The organism is Lysinibacillus sp. FSL P2-0066, assembly GCF_037969495.1.
GTDB classification, from domain to species: domain Bacteria; phylum Bacillota; class Bacilli; order Bacillales_A; family Planococcaceae; genus Lysinibacillus; species Lysinibacillus boronitolerans.
The window spans coordinates 314172-331895 of sequence record NZ_CP150202.1 but is presented as its reverse complement, the minus strand read 5'-3'; the positions used below and the strand labels follow the sequence as shown (position 1 = coordinate 331895).

Annotated in this window: 17 protein-coding genes and 1 other annotated feature; of the genes, 9 read left to right on the top strand and 8 right to left on the bottom strand. The window is 37.1% G+C overall.

The genetic code is table 11. From position 1 onward, the window contains the following. Positions 1-20 precede the first annotated feature (20 nt). Both MKZ14_RS01615 and MKZ14_RS01610 read left to right on the top strand, forming a co-directional pair. On the top strand, positions 21-1382 hold the full coding sequence (locus tag MKZ14_RS01615) for a PLP-dependent aminotransferase family protein (RefSeq protein WP_333006871.1): 1362 nt from the start codon (positions 21-23) through the stop codon (positions 1380-1382). 105 nt (positions 1383-1487) lie between these two features. Beyond that, positions 1488-2294: an EcsC family protein gene (locus MKZ14_RS01610; protein WP_333006867.1), complete on the top strand. Its 807-nt coding sequence runs from the start codon at positions 1488-1490 to the stop codon at positions 2292-2294. A gap of 48 nt (positions 2295-2342) precedes the next feature. Here the strand turns inward: MKZ14_RS01610 and MKZ14_RS01605 are convergent, their stop codons facing one another. Continuing rightward, positions 2343-3311, bottom strand: coding sequence for a zinc-binding dehydrogenase (locus tag MKZ14_RS01605; protein WP_036077989.1), 969 nt, complete (start codon positions 3309-3311; stop codon positions 2343-2345). A 64-nt stretch (positions 3312-3375) separates the two neighbouring features. Here MKZ14_RS01605 and MKZ14_RS01600 point away from each other — a divergent pair, with 64 nt between their 5' ends. Further along, positions 3376-3999, top strand: a complete 624-nt coding sequence (locus MKZ14_RS01600) for a hypothetical protein (RefSeq protein WP_333006868.1) — start codon at positions 3376-3378, stop codon at positions 3997-3999. Positions 4000-4051: 52 nt separating this feature from the next. After that, positions 4052-4316 (top strand) — a binding site (T-box leader). Positions 4317-4382: 66 nt separating this feature from the next. Next, positions 4383-5627, top strand: coding sequence for an MFS transporter (locus MKZ14_RS01595; protein ID WP_333006869.1), 1245 nt, complete (start codon positions 4383-4385; stop codon positions 5625-5627). A 77-nt stretch (positions 5628-5704) separates the two neighbouring features. Here MKZ14_RS01595 and MKZ14_RS01590 read toward each other — a convergent pair whose 3' ends face one another. Then, positions 5705-6433, bottom strand: coding sequence for an IclR family transcriptional regulator (locus MKZ14_RS01590; RefSeq protein ID WP_036077981.1), 729 nt, complete (start codon positions 6431-6433; stop codon positions 5705-5707). Between the two features lie 436 nt (positions 6434-6869). Between MKZ14_RS01590 and MKZ14_RS01585 the strand changes: the two genes are divergently transcribed. Together MKZ14_RS01585 and MKZ14_RS01580 are read left to right on the top strand one after the other, a co-directional pair. After that, a complete protein-coding gene (locus MKZ14_RS01585; RefSeq protein WP_339280588.1) occupies positions 6870-8474 on the top strand; it encodes a M20/M25/M40 family metallo-hydrolase in 1605 nt (534 codons plus the stop codon). Between the two features lie 102 nt (positions 8475-8576). Then, positions 8577-8714 (top strand): hypothetical protein, encoded by a 138-nt coding sequence (locus MKZ14_RS01580; protein ID WP_333006343.1) that lies wholly within the window; start codon positions 8577-8579, stop codon positions 8712-8714. A 98-nt stretch (positions 8715-8812) separates the two neighbouring features. Here MKZ14_RS01580 and MKZ14_RS01575 read toward each other — a convergent pair whose 3' ends face one another. From MKZ14_RS01575 to MKZ14_RS01550, 6 genes are all read right to left on the bottom strand, one after another. Beyond that, positions 8813-9772, bottom strand: coding sequence for a methyl-accepting chemotaxis protein (locus MKZ14_RS01575; RefSeq protein ID WP_244905106.1), 960 nt, complete (start codon positions 9770-9772; stop codon positions 8813-8815). Between the two features lie 131 nt (positions 9773-9903). Continuing rightward, the gene (locus MKZ14_RS01570) at positions 9904-11088 is read right to left on the bottom strand and encodes an NAD(P)/FAD-dependent oxidoreductase (RefSeq protein WP_036075433.1); all 1185 of its coding nucleotides are present in this window, start codon (positions 11086-11088) and stop codon (positions 9904-9906) included. 45 nt (positions 11089-11133) lie between these two features. Continuing rightward, positions 11134-11562 carry a DUF1641 domain-containing protein gene (locus MKZ14_RS01565; protein ID WP_016993443.1) on the bottom strand — a complete coding sequence of 143 codons (429 nt, stop codon included), beginning with the start codon at positions 11560-11562 and terminating at the stop codon, positions 11134-11136. 83 nt (positions 11563-11645) lie between these two features. After that, positions 11646-11777 carry a hypothetical protein gene (locus MKZ14_RS01560; protein ID WP_255349861.1) on the bottom strand — a complete coding sequence of 44 codons (132 nt, stop codon included), beginning with the start codon at positions 11775-11777 and terminating at the stop codon, positions 11646-11648. A 311-nt stretch (positions 11778-12088) separates the two neighbouring features. Further along, a complete protein-coding gene (locus tag MKZ14_RS01555) occupies positions 12089-12385 on the bottom strand; it encodes an AraC family ligand binding domain-containing protein (RefSeq protein WP_016993442.1) in 297 nt (98 codons plus the stop codon). 193 nt (positions 12386-12578) lie between these two features. Further along, on the bottom strand, positions 12579-13199 hold the full coding sequence (locus MKZ14_RS01550) for a TetR/AcrR family transcriptional regulator (RefSeq protein WP_258859030.1): 621 nt from the start codon (positions 13197-13199) through the stop codon (positions 12579-12581). 123 nt (positions 13200-13322) lie between these two features. On the opposite strand from MKZ14_RS01550, the gene MKZ14_RS01545 reads away from it, so the two are divergent. The 3 genes from MKZ14_RS01545 (at position 13323) to ugpC (ending at position 17700) form a co-directional block, all read left to right on the top strand. Then, positions 13323-15509 carry an MMPL family transporter gene (locus MKZ14_RS01545; RefSeq protein ID WP_333006344.1) on the top strand — a complete coding sequence of 729 codons (2187 nt, stop codon included), beginning with the start codon at positions 13323-13325 and terminating at the stop codon, positions 15507-15509. Positions 15510-15649: 140 nt separating this feature from the next. Next, on the top strand, positions 15650-16510 hold the full coding sequence (locus MKZ14_RS01540) for a helix-turn-helix domain-containing protein (protein WP_333006345.1): 861 nt from the start codon (positions 15650-15652) through the stop codon (positions 16508-16510). 107 nt (positions 16511-16617) lie between these two features. Next, a complete protein-coding gene (ugpC, locus tag MKZ14_RS01535) occupies positions 16618-17700 on the top strand; it encodes a sn-glycerol-3-phosphate ABC transporter ATP-binding protein UgpC (protein WP_333006346.1) in 1083 nt (360 codons plus the stop codon). Positions 17701-17724 lie beyond the last annotated feature (24 nt).

Genomic DNA, 17724 nt, shown 5'->3' with positions numbered 1-17724 from the left:
CCAGAGGAGGAGGAAATTATCTGGAGCTCTCCATTATATTTACAGGCAATCTAGCGAAATACATCCAAATCTATGAAGAGATAAAGCATGCTATTATCACTAAAAAATTACTTGCTCATGAACAACTGCCTTCTAAACGAGCTCTCGCCCTAACATTGAATGTGAGTGTACACACCATAAAGGAAGCCTATGAGCAGTTACTTGCAGAAGGCTATATTTATAGTAAAGAGCGTTCTGGTTATTTTATTGCGCCCTTTGAATTTGATTGGCTACAGCAAGTACCCCAGCATGTATCTGTTCCAAGTAACAATATCCCTAACAATATACAATTTGATTTTACAAATGGACATGTGGATAACGAGGCTTTTCCTTATGCTGCTTGGCACAAGCTTATTAAAAAACATTTTAATAGTAACAACTTATCAACAAGCCCTTGGGAGGGAGAGACAACTTTACGCACAGAGATTGCCCGCTATGTAGAGCGTTCTCGTGGGGTTAGCTGTGATGCTTCACAGGTATTTATATACAGTGGTACACAAAGCCAGCTTCAGGCTCTTTGTCATTTTCTTGGGTCTGCGACACGCGTTGGGTTAGAGGAGCCAGGATTTAAAAGAGTGCGTGCCGTTTTACAGCAATGTGGATTGTCCACAGAGGCGATTCCTGTGGACTATTCAGGGGTTACACTCCCTGCAACACCAATTCACATGTTATACACAACACCTGCTCATCAATTTCCATTAGGCATGATTATGACCATAGAAAGAAGAGTGGCATTGTTACAATGGGCTAACTCGAACGCGGGGCTTATTATTGAAGATGATTATGATTCCGAATTTCGTTATAAGGGGCTACCAATCCCGTCTTTAGCAAAAATGGATCAGCTTCAGCGTGTCATTTATTTCGGAACATTTTCAAAAACATTGCTTCCATCCTTACGCATTAGTTATATGATCCTTCCAAAGTCTTTAGTAGTGCCGTTTATGACTTTTCATTCTGAGCAAAAATCGGTTGTCTCCAAAGTAGACCAACTTGTCTTAGCAGACTTTCTTGCACAAGGTCTATTCGATAAGCATTTGGCAAAAATGCGAACAATCTATCGTAAAAAACAACAAGCATTATTGACCGCCATCTCTTCACATTTTTCAAATGAATTTCAAGTAATCGGTGAAAAATCCGGACTTCATATAGTCATCAAGCTACCACAACATCTCACCGAGAGTAGAGCGATCCAGCTTGCTCAAGAGGTAGGGGTTCAAGTCTATCCATGCTCTACCTCCTATCAGAATGGAACAAATGAAACCATGATCATTATAGGGTATGGTGGACTGACACTTCAGCAAATAAATGAAGGAATTGCACTCCTTGCGTCCGTTTGGCAATAGCATGTGATTCATTAGTTTGTCGAAATCTCATTTAAATAAAGCGAAACTTTATATAGTTTTTTTCGTATTTAAAGTTAAATGGACACATAAGGGGATAAGACAATAATGGAGAATCGAGAGTTATTAGAGCAGCATTTACAAGAGATTCAAGTGTGGGAAAAAGATCAAAAAGATTTATGGTTTTGGGAGAAATTAGGGAGAATACCATTTAAATTATTAGATAAAATGACACCTGCCTTTCTCCAAAATAAAATTGCTTTATTGGTAGATGAACTAGGCAATTATATTCAGTCCGGTGGAAAGTATTTAATCAATGAAAAAGCCATGATACAAAAAATTCGTGACCATTCTTCCACTCAGCATATTATAACTATATCTGATATTGGTCAGATTCCTTTAGAGGACATGATCTCCCTCAGTGACAAATTACAAAATGAACGTGTGAAATTTGCTACTGTACAAGGAGCCTCTACTGGCTTTGGAGGCATCTTTACTTTAGCTATTGATATTCCAATGATTTTAGGGACTGCACTAAAAACTTTGCAAGAAATAGCAATTATACATGGCTATGATCCGAACGATAAAATGGAACGTATTTTTATTGTAAAATGTCTACAATTTACCTCTGCTGATATTGTTGGTAAAGAAGCAATCTTACAGGAGCTTTCTGCTATGAATAGCTCAAAAAAGGCTTCCGATAACATGATTTCTCAGCTTCAAGGATGGCAGGAAGTATTTTACACATATCGTGATCAGCTAGGCTGGAAAAAGCTGTTTCAAATGATCCCTATTGCAGGGATGGTTTTTGGAGCCTATGCCAATAAGGGCATGATTCAGGATGTAGCCGAAACGGGTATGATGCTGTATCGTAAAAGACGTATTTATGAAAAACTTACTGAATTAGATGGTTGATTGACAAAAGATGACACCCATATTTGGAGTGTCATTTTTTTTGTGCTTTTATATTTTAATAAGTATTTTTCCTTGATGCTGACGACTTTCCATAAATTCGTGAGCCTTTTTCATTTCCTCTAAGGTAAATATTTTAGCAATCGGCACCTGAAAACTGTCTTCTTTTACTAAAGAGAAAATATCCTGTGCCACCTGTTGTAACAGTTCTGGCTTCAAAGCTCTTGTCGTACCTAAGCTAAATCCTTTTATATTGCGGCAACTATTGTGTAAATCTGCTGTTTTAATATTACCTGCTCTGCCTCCACTATTCCCAAATTGGACAAGCGTACCATAAGGCGCTAAGCAAGTTAAACTCTCCTCGGTGATAGCTCCTGCAATGGAATCGTACACAATATCAACACCCTGACCCTTTGTAAGTTCATTGACATTTGTACTAAATTGATCATATGTTAGTACATGATCCGCACCAAGCTGATAAACGATTGGGGCTTTTTCTAAATTACTCACTGTACCTATAATCTGTTTAGCTCCCAGCCTTTTTGCCATTTGAACAAGCATTGTACCTACCCCACCAGAAGCAGCATGAATTAGGACGGCATCCTGCTGACCAATGGCTGCTATTTGATGTGTTAACATATACGATAAAAATAAAACAGTCGGTACAGCTGCTACCTTCTCGATTGGTACACCACTAGGTATTTTAAAGACTAGTTGTTCCTTTGCTACAACAAATTCTGCATAAGCGCCGTTTTTCGGGAATGCGATAACTTGGTCACCCTTTTGAAAACCACTACTATCATTAAAAACTTCTTCAATTACCCCTGCAACATCCAAACCAAGAACCATCGGAAAATTTGCTTTAGCTTTATTACCTGTGCGATTTTTAATATCTGCAAAATTTACGCTTGTATAGGTTGTCCGTATTAAGACTTCACCCTCACAAATAGTCGGTTTTGGACAATCAATAGATGTTAAAACCTCAGATGTGCCAAATTCATTGATAATAATAGCCTTCATAAATTTCTCCCTCCTTGCTATAGTAAAATTATATACTATATATAGAAATGATGGAGGAATATTCATGAAAATCAAACCTAAGCACGCCATGTACAATGGTCTATCCTACAGCTTTTTTGATAGAAAAAGCGATAAGGTATGTTTTATGCTCTCTGGCACAGGCTATACCTATGATAAACCTATACTTTATTATTCTACGGCATTACTGCTAGAACTTGGCTATGATGTCATCCAAATCAATTATACATTTGAGCAGCAGCACTTTGAACAGGACTCCCAAGCCATATCAGAAATGGTCTATCGTGTTGCCAATCCTATTGTAGAGAAATGCTTGCAATCAAAGCCTTATAGAGAAGTCGTCTATCTAGGAAAATCTTTAGGTACTATGCCAATTGTCGATTATTATATGCAGCAGACTCCTTCTATCCCTGCTCGTTATGTACTTTTCACCCCATTACTTTCTCTTCAACATACAATGGCAAATCTATTAGACAAACATGCATTTTTGGCAATTGGTACAGCGGACCCTCATTATTCACAGGAGAAGCTAGCGCAACTTGCTACCCTTCAGCTTGCTGTTTTGGAGAACCTTAATCATTCACTTGAAATTCCCTTGAATGTTGATTTATCCATACAGCACTGCCAATCGCTGATAACACAATTAAAAATCTTTCTACAAAATAATTAGTAATCTTTTTATAGGACTATTTACCAAAATCATGTACATATGTTACACTAGCGAAAATACATTGAAGAGAAGAGTAAATAAGGCTGTTCTTCCCAGAGAGCTCGGATTGCTGAAAACGAGTAAGAACGAATTATTGAAACAAGCCTCGGAGTAGCGCATTGGATTTTGTTTGAATGATGGTGCGACGGGAACTCCCGTTATAGAGTTACAGTATAAGCATAGGCACTATGCCGTACTGAAAAGGCTATTATGGTGACATAATAGTGAACTAGGGTGGCACCACGTGAGTATATAAATTCTACAACCTCGTCCCTAAGACTAATCGTCTTGGGGGTGGGGTTTTTTATTTTGCAAATCGTCACTTTGCTTAAGGAGGAATTTATATGAGAAAAGCTTTAGAAAGCTGGCGCTATCCTGCCATCCTATTATGTAGTATTGGTGTTTCCAGTGTTGGCGAATGGATTTATTTTATCGCCTTAAATTTAATTGTGTTAAACCTCACAGAATCTGCTTTGGCTGTCTCTGGATTGTATATTGTAAGAGCGATTTCTTCCTTGTTCACTAATTTTTGGTCAGGAAGCCTAATCGATCGTTTTAATAAGAAAAAGCTAATGATTATTCTAAATATGATTCAATCTATACTCATTGTCATACTCCCCTGCTTTTCAAGCCTAGTGTGGATGTATGTCTTTGTCTTTATCATTACAGTAGCTAGCTCTATGTATCAGCCGACATCTATGACTTATATCACTAAGTTAATTCCTATCGAACAAAGGAAACGCTTTAATTCATTACGCAGCTTGCTCGACTCTGGTGCATTTCTAACTGGGCCAGCAATCGCAGGTTTCTTGTTCACAGTTGGAACACCTCATATGGCTATATATTTAAATGCGATTGCGTTATTTCTATCAGCCTGTATAACGTTCAAAATGCCGAATATTGAAGCCTTTGAAAAATTTGTTGGACATACAGAAAGAACATCCCTTTATCGCGTATTGCTTCAGGATTGGCAAATGGTCATACGCTTTAGCTTAAAAAATTCCTACGTGATGGTAGTCTATTTATTGTTTAGTGCTATCATCATCTTGATGACAGCTACTGATTCTTTGGAGGCTGCCTTTGCAACACAAATATTAGCTTTATCTGAAGGGGAATATGGTATTTTAGTCAGTATCGCGGGGGTAGGTGTTTTAATTGGCTCGCTAACTAACTCTGTTACTGTCGAAAAAATACCAACTTCTTGGTTAATAGGTATGGGGTCTCTCGTAACAGCATTGGGCTATTTAATATTTACCTCATCCTTTTCCTTTCTTATAGCTGCTATAGGTTGCTTTGTATTATCCTTTGCAACTGCCTTTGCGAATACAGGATTTTATACATTTTATCAAAATAATATTCCCTCTGAGAGCATGGGTCGTATAGGAAGTATTTATGGATTTTTTGGAGCTCTTTTTATTATTATGTTTACTACTATTTTTGGGATTTTCGCTGAATGGATTACCATACGCTCAGTTGTCATTAGTGCATCCTTTATGATGGCATTTGTAGCTGTCATTCTACTATGGCTAAATATAAAACCTTCGAAAAGCCACTATTATAAAAGGTTGATAAGTAGCAAGCAACAATAATCTCACTTTTCATATAAAAACCATCTAATGTCTACTAATTACTTACACTAGATGGTTTTTTATCGAAATAAGCAATCTTATATATACCCTAATTCATAGGATAGCTGCTGTGCAGTTTTAATGACTTCCTGTGTTATACTTTCTAATTTTTCAGCATCTGTATCATATTCAAAGCACTCTGCACTAATGGCTGCAATTGTTTGTTTATTTGAATCAAATATAGGTGCTGCTATGGATACTGTCCCCTTTGTTTTTTCTCCAACGCTTATGGCAAAGCCTTTTTCTCTTACATCATTGAGGCTCTCTATCAATTTTTCTTTTTCAGGCTCCTCAAGTTGTTGGAAAAATTGTTGCTGTACATCGCTTTTAGAAAACGCAAGCAATACTTTATTTGGAGCCCCTATAGGATATGGGATTTTTTCACCAATCATATCAATAATACGGACATTTTTAGGACTATCAATTCGATCAATAATAATGGATGCAAACTGTTTAGCAATACTTAAATAGATTGTTTCGCGAACATTATATGCAAGGTTTTCTAATAGAGGATGCGCTTTTTCTCTAATATCCGTCTCATGATACATTTTCATACCCAGTTGCAACCATGTATACCCTAATCGAAATTCTTTTTTATTCTCATTTCTCTCTACTAAATCAAAACTTTCTAATGTATATAATAATCTGTATATTGTGCTAGTAGGCAAGTCTGTTTCATTAAAAATTTCTTGCACAGTAAAAAAACGCTTCGGATGCTTCGCCAGTATATTTATAACTAACATAGCTCTTTCGATTGATTGAATCATTACAATTACTCCCTTTCATTTCCCCATATGATCACTATCTTAAGGTTTATATAGATCCAGTTAGCTTTAACTGGGATCATTATGAAATTAAAATTCATGCAAATTATCAAATTTTTATGTACCTTCAATTTTTTACATGTAGCCCTGCTTTTGAATGTAGTTTCATTTTATTTTAACTAATTTTTATGCATATAAATAGATGCTACATGAAATATATACATAGTTCCACTCAATTAGTGCGGAAAATTACGAGTATTCACAAAAATTAAAATTGACAATTTGCTGTTTTCCATTTACGATGAATTTATATTCCACTATATAGATTTAATTTCGTATAGTGAAAAATAAATGACAGTAAAAATATGTATTTCTCTTCTAATTATCTATTTATATCATCATGAAAATAAAACATATTACTATAAAAGGAGAAAAAATCATGAATGCTTTTATGTGGGATACACCTGAAAAACTACGTGCCCTATTATGTGAACTTGTGAGCTGGGAAAGCCGAACATTAACGGAGGGCGAAAATAAATTTGCCTATCAGTTAAAAGATAAATTGTTAACGCTTCCATATTTTGAAAAACACCCGGAGTTGATTGAATTACATGATGCAGGACTTGGCAGAAATGCGGTGACAGCCTTCTATAAGCATCCAACGGCAACAGAAACCGTTGTGTTAATCAGTCACTTTGATACGGTGCATACGGAGGAATATGGTGAACTAGAGCCGTTAGCCTTTTCTCCAGAAGAACTAACGAAAAAGCTCCTAGAACCTAAATACCTAAAAGACTTACCAGAGGCAGCTCGCATTGACCTGGAGTCAGGGAATTACTTATTTGGACGCGGCACAATGGATATGAAAATGGGCCTTGCCTTACACATGCAGCTGATCGAAAAGGCAAGCTTTGAGCAATGGCCGATTAATTTGATTTTAACGACGGTTCCTGATGAGGAAGTCAACTCTGCTGGTATGAGAGCGGCTGTTGTGGAACTGGTGAGACTGCGTGAGCAGTATGGTTTATCCTATAAATTATTTTTAAATAGTGAGCCATCATTTTCACAAGGGCCGTCAGATACGAATGAATATATTTATTCAGGTACAATTGGTAAAATCATGCCTGCTGCGCTGTTCTATGGAAAAGAGACACATGTTGGTGAGCCATTAAAAGGAATGACGGCTACCTTTATCGCCTCCTATATGACACAGCATATGGAGTGGAACCCCCTTTTCCGTGAAACAGATTTAGGTGAAAGCACACCACTACCTGTCTCTCTACAATTAAAAGATTTAAAAATGGAGTATTCTACACAAACACCATACCGTGCGGCGGCACTTTACAATGTCTTTTTATTAAAACGGACAGCGGCAGAGGTGATGGCTATTTTTGAGGAAGTTGCGTTACAGGCTATGGCTGCTTGCAATGCACACTATCAGGCCATTTGTACACGAGAAAATGTGCAGGGGGTGGGCAAGGTAAAGGTTTTACGTTACGAGGCCTTATTGGAGCATGCCATCCATAAGCTAGGGGCTGAAGAAGTTCAAGCGATTAAGCAGCAGGTGCAGCAGCATCGTGCATGGGATGATCGTGAAAAATCCATTCGTATTGTGGATCAGCTCATGATTCGCTGTCAGGAATTAGCGCCTGCTACCGTCCTGTTATATGCACCACCTTACTATCCAGCCATTAATTCATCCAATCATCCATTAGTGAAACAGTCGATTGAATTAATGAAGCAAACAGCTCAAACCTTTGATATTGAGGTGGAGCAGATCCATTACTTTAACGGAATTTGTGATTTAAGCTATGTCAACTATTCAGATGCATCCAATGAGTGGCTAGCATTTGAACGAAACACACCAGTATGGGGCGATACGTATCATATTCCATTCAAAGAAATGACGGCATTACAAGGTCCTGTCTTAAATGTCGGTCCATTTGGGAAGGATGCCCACCAAAAAACAGAACGATTGCATGTGGATAGTGCGTTTAAAGAGATGCCTGTTATGATTGATACATTGATTAAAAGTTTATTTTAAGTAAAAAGGAGCTTTATTCTATAACTGATTTTCTCATCCTCCTATTTGTTACCTATTAATCTGGGATGACAAATAGAAAATGTTGTTATGTGGAGTATATCTTTGTATAGGACTGATGCTGCCTATATCGAGTCAGCGTTAGCACAGTGGAGGACCGCTCAAGGTGTTCAAATCATGGAAAGATGCGGTATGAGAGATGGAAAATTGATGAATGAAATGACTGAAGTTGACTTTTTGTAATAATTAAATGAACCCTGTAGTAGTCACTAAGAAGTTGAAAAGTTGCTGCTATGCAGGGTTCTTTCTTTTTAAATTTCCATAGAATGAAGTTAGATTATCTATCTATCAGTTGGGAAATGCTTTACTTGATCAACTGCCTCTAATAATTTTTTCGTTACAATTTCTGATTCATCAATATGGCTTGTTAGAACGCGATTTGTTTCCTCAAATAAGGCTGTCGTCCTATTAAATTTATGCATAACATCTTCGTTTGATAGCTTCTGATCTTTAATTGAAGCTAATAGCTCATTTATTCCCGTTTGCACATTTGTCATAATGTGCAGCAATTGATCCATTTTCACAGATGTTTTAGCACTTTTATCAATGCCTTCCGTTACTAGCTGCATATTATTTTTATTATCCTCGTAAGCAAGTCCAATTTGTTCTTCTATTTTCTTTGTTAAATTTGCAATATCTTCTGTGCTTGTTTTCGTATTTTCAGCTAATTTGCGAACTTCCTCAGCAACAACCGAAAAGCCTTTACCATGCTCCCCTGCTCTTGCTGCCTCAATAGATGCATTCAAAGCTAGTAAATTTGTTTGATTTGAAATTTCCCCAATAACATTTACAATTTCCGCTATTTGCTTTGAGCGCTCACTTAAATTACTCATGCTTAAAGACGTTTTTTGAGACTGCTCTCCTAACGCATCAATCAAATGCTCGACTTCCTGAACAGCCTGCTTGCTTTCAACCGATAATGTCATCATTTGATCCGAGGAAGAGATTAATAAGTTCCCTTTATCTAGGGCATTTTCAGAAATTTTATTGGATTGAATTGTGCTATGCTCAACTTTATTAAACTCTCCTACAATATCTGCGACCATTTCTCCTAAAATAGTATGCTGGTCATTTACCTTGTTATGTTGTTCAATAGTTTCAATGATTTCCTTATGTAACTCGTTTAAAAAAATTTGAAATTCATGATCTTTCTTATCCAGCTTTGCATTCAGTTCATCAATTTTAGCCTTAAATTGCGCTATATCCACTTTTTTTGATTGAAACATTGTTAACACAGCCATCACCTCAGAAAATAGAATATTGAATATGTATTTATTTTACTGGATTTAAAGTAATTAATATACATCTTTAGAAAAAAACAAACACTCACTACTAACAACGACATAGCATGATAGTAGTGAGTGTTTTGTTTTTAATAGGCTAAACCAAATAAAGCTTTAATATGTGTCAAGTAACGAATATTAGAAGCTTCTTTCATTAATGTTGCAGGAAGGCCTTTAAGCTCTGTGTTGCTCGCACCAATTGTAGCAACAGCATCTTTACGACCTAAGCTTGCAAGTGTACCAGAGTTTACAGCTGAGAATGGTTTCATGTCTTGGTTTTTGTATTGTGCAAATACATTATAACCAGCACATTCACCCATTTGCCATGCAACTTGTGCTGTTGGAGCGTATAGTGGACGACCTCCATCAGCTGGTAGTGCAACAGATGCATCACCAATAACAAAGACATCTTCGTGAGATGTAGATTGTAAGAATTCATTAATCGTTGCTTTACCACGATCAGCAGCTAGACCTGACTCGCCTACGATTGGAAGTGGAGCTACCCCACCTGTCCAAACAAGTGTATTTGCAACAATTGGTTCACGGTCTTTTAAAGAAATAACGTTGCCGTCAACACCTGTTACTGGTGTACCTGTAATAAATTCTACACCACGTTTTGTTAAGCTTTCAGTAGCGCGCTGGATAAGTGTATCTGGAAGAACTGGCAAGATTTTCGGACCAGCTTCAACAAGTTTAATTTTAAGATCAGCAAAATTAACACCGTGTTTTGCAGCGATTTTCGGGAAGTTGTCCACAATTTCACCAACAAGCTCAACACCTGTTAAACCGCCACCACCAATAACGATTGTTGCATCTGCTTCATCTTTAGATTGTGCATATGCTTTAATGCGGTCTTCAATATGTTTGTTAATTTTATTAGCATCATTTACTGATTTAAGAACCATAGAGTTTTCTTCTAATCCTGGGATACCAAAGAATCCAGTTTGGCTTCCTAAAGATACTACAAGTGTATCGTAAGTTAATGTATAACCATTATCTAGATCAACTTTTTTAGTATCTACATTGAATTTTGATACTTTCGCAATGTGTAGGTCGATATCTAAACCTTTAAAGATTTTTTTTAGTGGTAATGCAACAGCACCTTCTGCAATTGTACCACCTGCTAAACGGTGAAGCTCAGTGATAATTTGGTGTGTTGGGAATTGGTTTACTACAGTAATTTTAGCTTCATCAGCTGATAGATACTTACGTGCTGTTAATGCAGTTAAAACGCCAGCGTAACCTGCACCTAAGATGACGATTTCTTTTGACATGATTAATTAATCCTCCGTCCTAACGAATTGAATTTACCTTGAGTCTTATTTAGCTTTGCGTTCTGCGTTAACTTGTAAGAAAGCATTAACAAAACGGAAAACATTTTGAACTTGAGGGTCTTTTAACATTTTCACAAGACCGAATAAACCAATTACTTCATGGCTTTCAGATGCACGGTCTTTCGCTTCAATTGCAGTTGCTGCAAGGTTTTTCGCAGAGCCAACTACAGGACCAGCGATTTCTGTTACTGCTCCAACAGTATCGTTTTTAAGCACTTCGTCTGTTGCAACAGCTTGAGCAAACTCATATGATTTCGTTAATAATGTCATCATTTCAGTTAACTTCGGTAATTGCTCAACTAAAGTTGTAAGTGATTCTTGAACTTCAGGCTTTAATAATTGATCTAGTACATCTAATTGCTCTTTACTCACAGTTACTTGTTCAGCCTGTGTTTGGTTATTCGTTTCTGACATTTTGAACTCTCCTTTGCCATCACTAGTACTATTTTTTATTGCTTACATGTAAAAAAGACCATTAAGGTAAAACTTAACAGTCGTTACAGCGTATATCTTACACAATCACCAGTCACAAGGGCTGGATAGCGATTCGTATGACTTGTTATTACAATGTTTACTTTAAATCGCAAAAAGCGCATCATAATACCATCCTTATCTTGTCTTGGTGACATTACAACCTTCATTATAAGACTGTTTGTACATTATTTCAATGAGCTATATCACAATTTCGACAATCTTTTCAAAATTCATTGATTTTATCAACTATTAACTGTCTTGCTATAATAAATTTTCCAGCGCATCATAATTTTTAATAGATAATTCTTTTTCCTATCATCTCTATTTACCCTTCTTTTTGGAATAGAGATAAACGACGACTTAAGGTTTCTCTTGTAGTATTCAATAAGAAAGCTAGATTTTTTTAGTGTCAATAGAAATGTGTACTATTGTCTAACGGGGCTTTCCCAAAGCTCAAGATTATTCTTTATTTTAATTTAATTACAATAACACGAGCGTCTGTAATTGCTTCTAAGCTATGCTTTTCAGATGGTTTTAAAGTTAAAATTGTATCTTGTGTTAAAATTTCCTCCACACCTTCTACAAGAAAGCGAACTTCACCAAATTGAACAATAATTAGCACTTCATTGTCCGCATGATGCTCAGGAATTCTTTCACCTGCACGCAATTGAATGTTCAAAATATCTGCACCAGCGATACTCCCTAATTTACCAATATGTTTTGTCTTTTCTTCTAACATTGCTTGAATTGGTATAATTGTCATTGTCATTCCTCCATTACACTGTTGTCCCTAGCTTTAGGCTACTATAGTTTCTTTTTGATTTACGATGTTCCTCTACTTTCTTGGCCACACCCCCACTATAATGAAGAATCGCTCTGATTGTCTGTGACTTACATCACTTAAAAAAAGAAGTATCCCAAATAATGAGATAACTCCTTTTACAACATATTTTGTATTAACGTTTTTCAACTGAAAGCCAAAAGAAATTTGTTACTTCCTTTGCCGTCACATCTACTGAGCCTAGTAAGGTTTTACCATCGCCATCTTTAAAATACCCTACAGTCATCAATGCCATAAAGTTATGAGCGAAAAACTTTGCATTTCCTTTTCGAATTGTGCCCTTTTCCATCTCTTTTTGCATAGCCTGCTCTATTGTTTGATACATACCATTTTCGGATGCTTGAACTTGTCTCAGCTGCGATTCCGATAAATTGATGGTAGCCTCTTTCATAAAATTCTTCATATCAATATCGATAGTGGCTGATAAATGAACTTCAACGAGCTGTTCGAGTCGTTCTTTAAATGGTTTAGGCTGCTCTAAAATTTGTAGAATAGATAGCTTGATACGATCCATCATAGCGATTAAAGCAGAAGTATATAAATCCCCTTTAGTTGGGTAGTAGTAATAGATAGTCGCCTTTGTTACGTTACAAGCTTTTGCTACATCATCCATTGAAATATTTTTGTAGCCCTCTTTAATAAAAAGTCTTGTGGCGGTTTCAAGGACAATATCTTTTGTAGGTTTCGCATTTTCATCATGGCGAGGTCTCCCGAGAACACGCGGTGATTGTTTCAAAAAGTTCGCCTCCTTAATTAAGCATTCTTTTTATACATATTATAACATATTAATATTTATGGATTGATTAATTAACCTTCTAGTATATATAATTAAATCACTTACACGAAATGGGGGTCTTTTATGAATAAACATCCACTTGAGCAATGGGGCTCAATGGTTGCAAGTAAAAAGGGACGATTATTAGCACTAGCTTTTTGGGTGTTATTAGTAGTTGTATTGTCATTTGCTTGGCCACAAATCAACAGTATAGAAAGTGAGTCAGGCAAAAACCTACCTGATACAGAAATGTCTGAGCAAGCTGCGTCCATTATTGCAGAGCAATTTCCTAATGATGCCGGAACACCTCTATTGTTGGTTTGGCATCGTGAAAATGGCTTATCACCTGATGATTTTTCGGCTATACAAGGTGTATACAGCGAGCTGCAAGCAAAGCCCTTAGCCCATCAAACAATGGTTCCATCATTTGATCAAATGCCACCTCAGGCTTTAATGGCTTCCGCTTCCGAAAATGGCACAACAATTGTAACGCCTGTGTTTTTTGAAAAAGGTGTCGCAACAGATATGCTACAGGATAGTTTAGATAAGCTGACAAAAATAATGGAAGGCTATCAAGTACAATTAGATGAAAAATTATCTAGCGATGCACTCCATGTGCGCTATTCTGGACCAGTGGGGATTGCCACTGATGCTGTCAGTTTATTTTCACAAGCAGATGTGAAGCTATTGATCGCAACTGTATTACTCGTCTTAGTATTACTTATTATTATTTATCGTTCTCCATTGCTAGCTATTATTCCGTTAATTGTTGTAGGGCTTGCCTATGGTGTGATTAGCCCGACACTTGGTTTTTTTGCTGAACAGGGATGGATAGAAAAAGATTCACAGGCAGTTTCCATTATGACGGTTTTACTTTTTGGTGCAGGTACAGACTATTGTTTATTTTTAATTTCAAAATATAGAGAAATACTTTTTGATGTTGAGGATAAGACGGTCGCTATGAAGCTAGCTGTTAAAGAATCGGGTGGTGCTATTTTAATGAGTGCCCTAACAGTGGTCATAGGGTTAGCTACCCTTAGTCTTGCCCATTATGGCGCATTTCAACGCTTTGCCGTGCCATTTAGCTTTGGCGTGCTTGTCATGGGAATCGCAGCACTTGTTGTCCTACCCGCAATTCTTGTCCTCATTGGGCGAGTAGCATTCTTCCCCTTCACTCCACGCACAGAGGAAATGGCAAACAAAAAGGGCAAGAAACAGCATAAGCCTTCACATAAGGTCAGTCATAAAATTGGTCATTTTGTTACCCATAAACCTTGGGTCGTTATTGCTGTCACTGTTATCTTACTTGGAGGATTAGCAGCATTTGTTCCACGTATTCAATATACCTTTGATTTGCTTTCATCCTTCCCAAAAGATATGCCGTCTAGAGAAGGATTTACATTAATAGAAGAGAATTTTTCGCCTGGAGAGCTAGCACCTGTTCAATTAGTCATTGATACAGAAGGTAGTGATATTAATTTACAGCAACAACTTGAAGCTATCTCTTATATTGATAGTGTGGCAGATGTACAAATTGGCGAAAAAAATAAGAATATACACTTGTATGAGCTCACTCTCCATGCCAACCCTTATGCACAGGAGTCATTAGCTCATATTCCTGAACTACAAACAGTGGTTATAAAAATGCTAGAGGCACAAGGTCTTAATCAAGCTGAGAAACATGTTTGGCTTGGCGGGGAAACAGCTAGTCAATACGATACACAGCAAATAACTAAGCGTGATGAAACAGTAATCATGCCAACCATGATTGCCTTAATCGCATTATTATTATTTGTCTATTTACGCTCTATTACAGCAACCGTTTATCTATTAGCGACTGTGATTATTTCTTACTTTGGGGCATTAGGCGCTGGATGGTTAATCTTACATCATATCATGGGGGCCGAGGCAATTTCTGGAGCTATTCCATTGTATGCCTTTGTGTTCTTGGTAGCTCTCGGAGAGGATTATAATATCTTTATGATCTCAGAAATTTGGAAAAAGCGTAAAACCACTGACCATTTAACAGCTGTAGAAGAAGGTGTTGTCCGAACAGGAAGCGTTATTACATCTGCTGGACTCATCCTAGCAGGTACATTTGCGGTGCTCGCAACATTACCGATTCAAGTGCTTGTTCAATTTGGTGTTGTGACAGCCATTGGTGTATTGCTCGATACATTTATTGTACGACCATTACTCGTACCAGCTATCACAACAGTACTAGGTAAATATGCTTTTTGGCCAGGTAAGTTATTTAAAAAGGATGCCTAAATAAATAGCACGGACATTAGCTAGGTATGATTATCATACATGCTCATGTCCGTGTTTTTTTATATTAATACTATAAGCATTTCATCATATAATTAGTAAATTGACCTTATTACATTCTATTTAAATAAGGAGTGGCATGCATGGATCTTCAAAAATTACAGCAACGTTTCCCATTATTAAGCCCCTTCTCAGGTAGAACTGATGGAAATTATGTATTTAATTTTGAAAATCAGCTTTACGAAATTCCAATACACACAATGACACAAAGTGAGTATGAGCTATTGCGGATATTCTCAGGACCCACTGTCTTATTTGATGACTACAATATCGTTTGGCTTGATTATCTAACAGGGAAAAAAGACATTGCCCCAGCTGTCCTTCCTATGCATCGTTTGTTATTTCTTCAATTTGACAAAGACTTTACAGCGCCTACCCTATTGCGTTCAGTCTTCGAGGCTTTACTTGGGAAGGATATTATACTGCTATCACTTCATCCACAATTATTTGTCATAATCGAATGTATCGATAGTGATGAATTATTAGATTTTACTCATTATCTTGATCCCATCATGGCGGACTTAGAGGTATACTTTAAGATTTTTGTTTCTGATGTTATAAACGACCATACCATGACCAAGGAACGATTTAACTGGTTTGTTCACCTCCTACCATCCATTTGGACTTATACATCAAAGCATGTACTCACACAGCAAGAGCTTTTAGTGCCATATCTAACGCAGCATCTAGCCTATCAAGAGAAAGAGATTTTTATCTCCTCTATTCTAAAAAGTGCCACCTCTCAGCCAGCGTTACTCCATACAATCAAGAAATTGATTGAATACGAGGGAAACATTACGTTAGCCTCTAAAAAAATGTATATGCACCGCAATACCTTACAAAATCGCATAGATAAATTTCAACAAATGACGCAAAAGGATATTCGGCAATTTTCCCATCGACTAGAAGTTTATCTCGCCATTATTTTCTTAGAATCACTTTAAGACCAACTGCACAATTTATGGTCACAACACTGTGCACGCTTTCCATATACACTCTACTCTAAAGTCATTTACAATGAAAATATGACTTATAAAGGGGTGTAGTATGTATGGCGGAATTACGGTTAGAGCATATCTATAAGATTTACGATAAAAATATCCAAGCCGTAACTGATTTTAATCTGCATATTCATGATAAGGAATTCATTGTGTTTGTAGGTCCTTCTGGCTGTGGTAAGACAACAACCTTACGTATGATTGCTGGCTTAGAGGATATATCAAAGGGAGAACTATACATTGACGATGTTTTCATGAATGATGTGGAATCAAAAGATCGTAGCATCGCAATGGTATTCCAAAGCTATGCTTTATATCCACATATGACAGTCTATGATAATATGGCATTTAGCTTAAAGCTACGAAGGGTCGATAGAAAGGAAATAGATCGTCGTGTAAAAGAAGCTGCTAAGATTTTAGGGTTAGAGGATTATTTAAAAAGAAAGCCAAAAGCTTTATCAGGTGGACAACGTCAGCGTGTAGCACTTGGCAGGGCTATTGTCAGAGATGCTAAGGTATTTTTAATGGATGAGCCTCTTTCGAATTTGGATGCCAAATTACGTGTGCAAATGCGAGCAGAAATTCAGAAGCTCCATCATCGAATTCAAACGACAACGATCTATGTCACACATGACCAAACAGAGGCTATGACGATGGCTACCCGTCTAGTAGTGATGAAGGATGGGCTTATCCAACAAATTGGGACACCTAAAGAAGTATATAATACACCACATAACATGTTTGTGGCAGGCTTTATTGGTTCACCATCCATGAACCTCTTCCATTGTCGTCTAACAGATACCGAAATCCTTTTAGGCGAGCAAAGCTTCCCTATTCCCTCCATGTACTTCCCGTTGTTAAAGGAAAAAAATTATTTAGGGAAAGAGATTATTATGGGTATACGACCTGAGGATTTACAAATGACTGATATTATTTCCCCTTACACTTTCACTGCAACGATTGATGTCGCAGAATTACTAGGAGCAGAAACTTATCTCTATTGTTCGTTGGCAAATCAAAGTTTCATAGCTCGAGTACAGGCTGATAACAATTTGCATCCATCTGACAAGGTTTTCCTAGTCATGAAGGAAGAAAAGCTCCATATCTTCGATCCTCAAACAGAGGAGCGTCTTTGAAGCATGCATTGTTTCGAATCCATA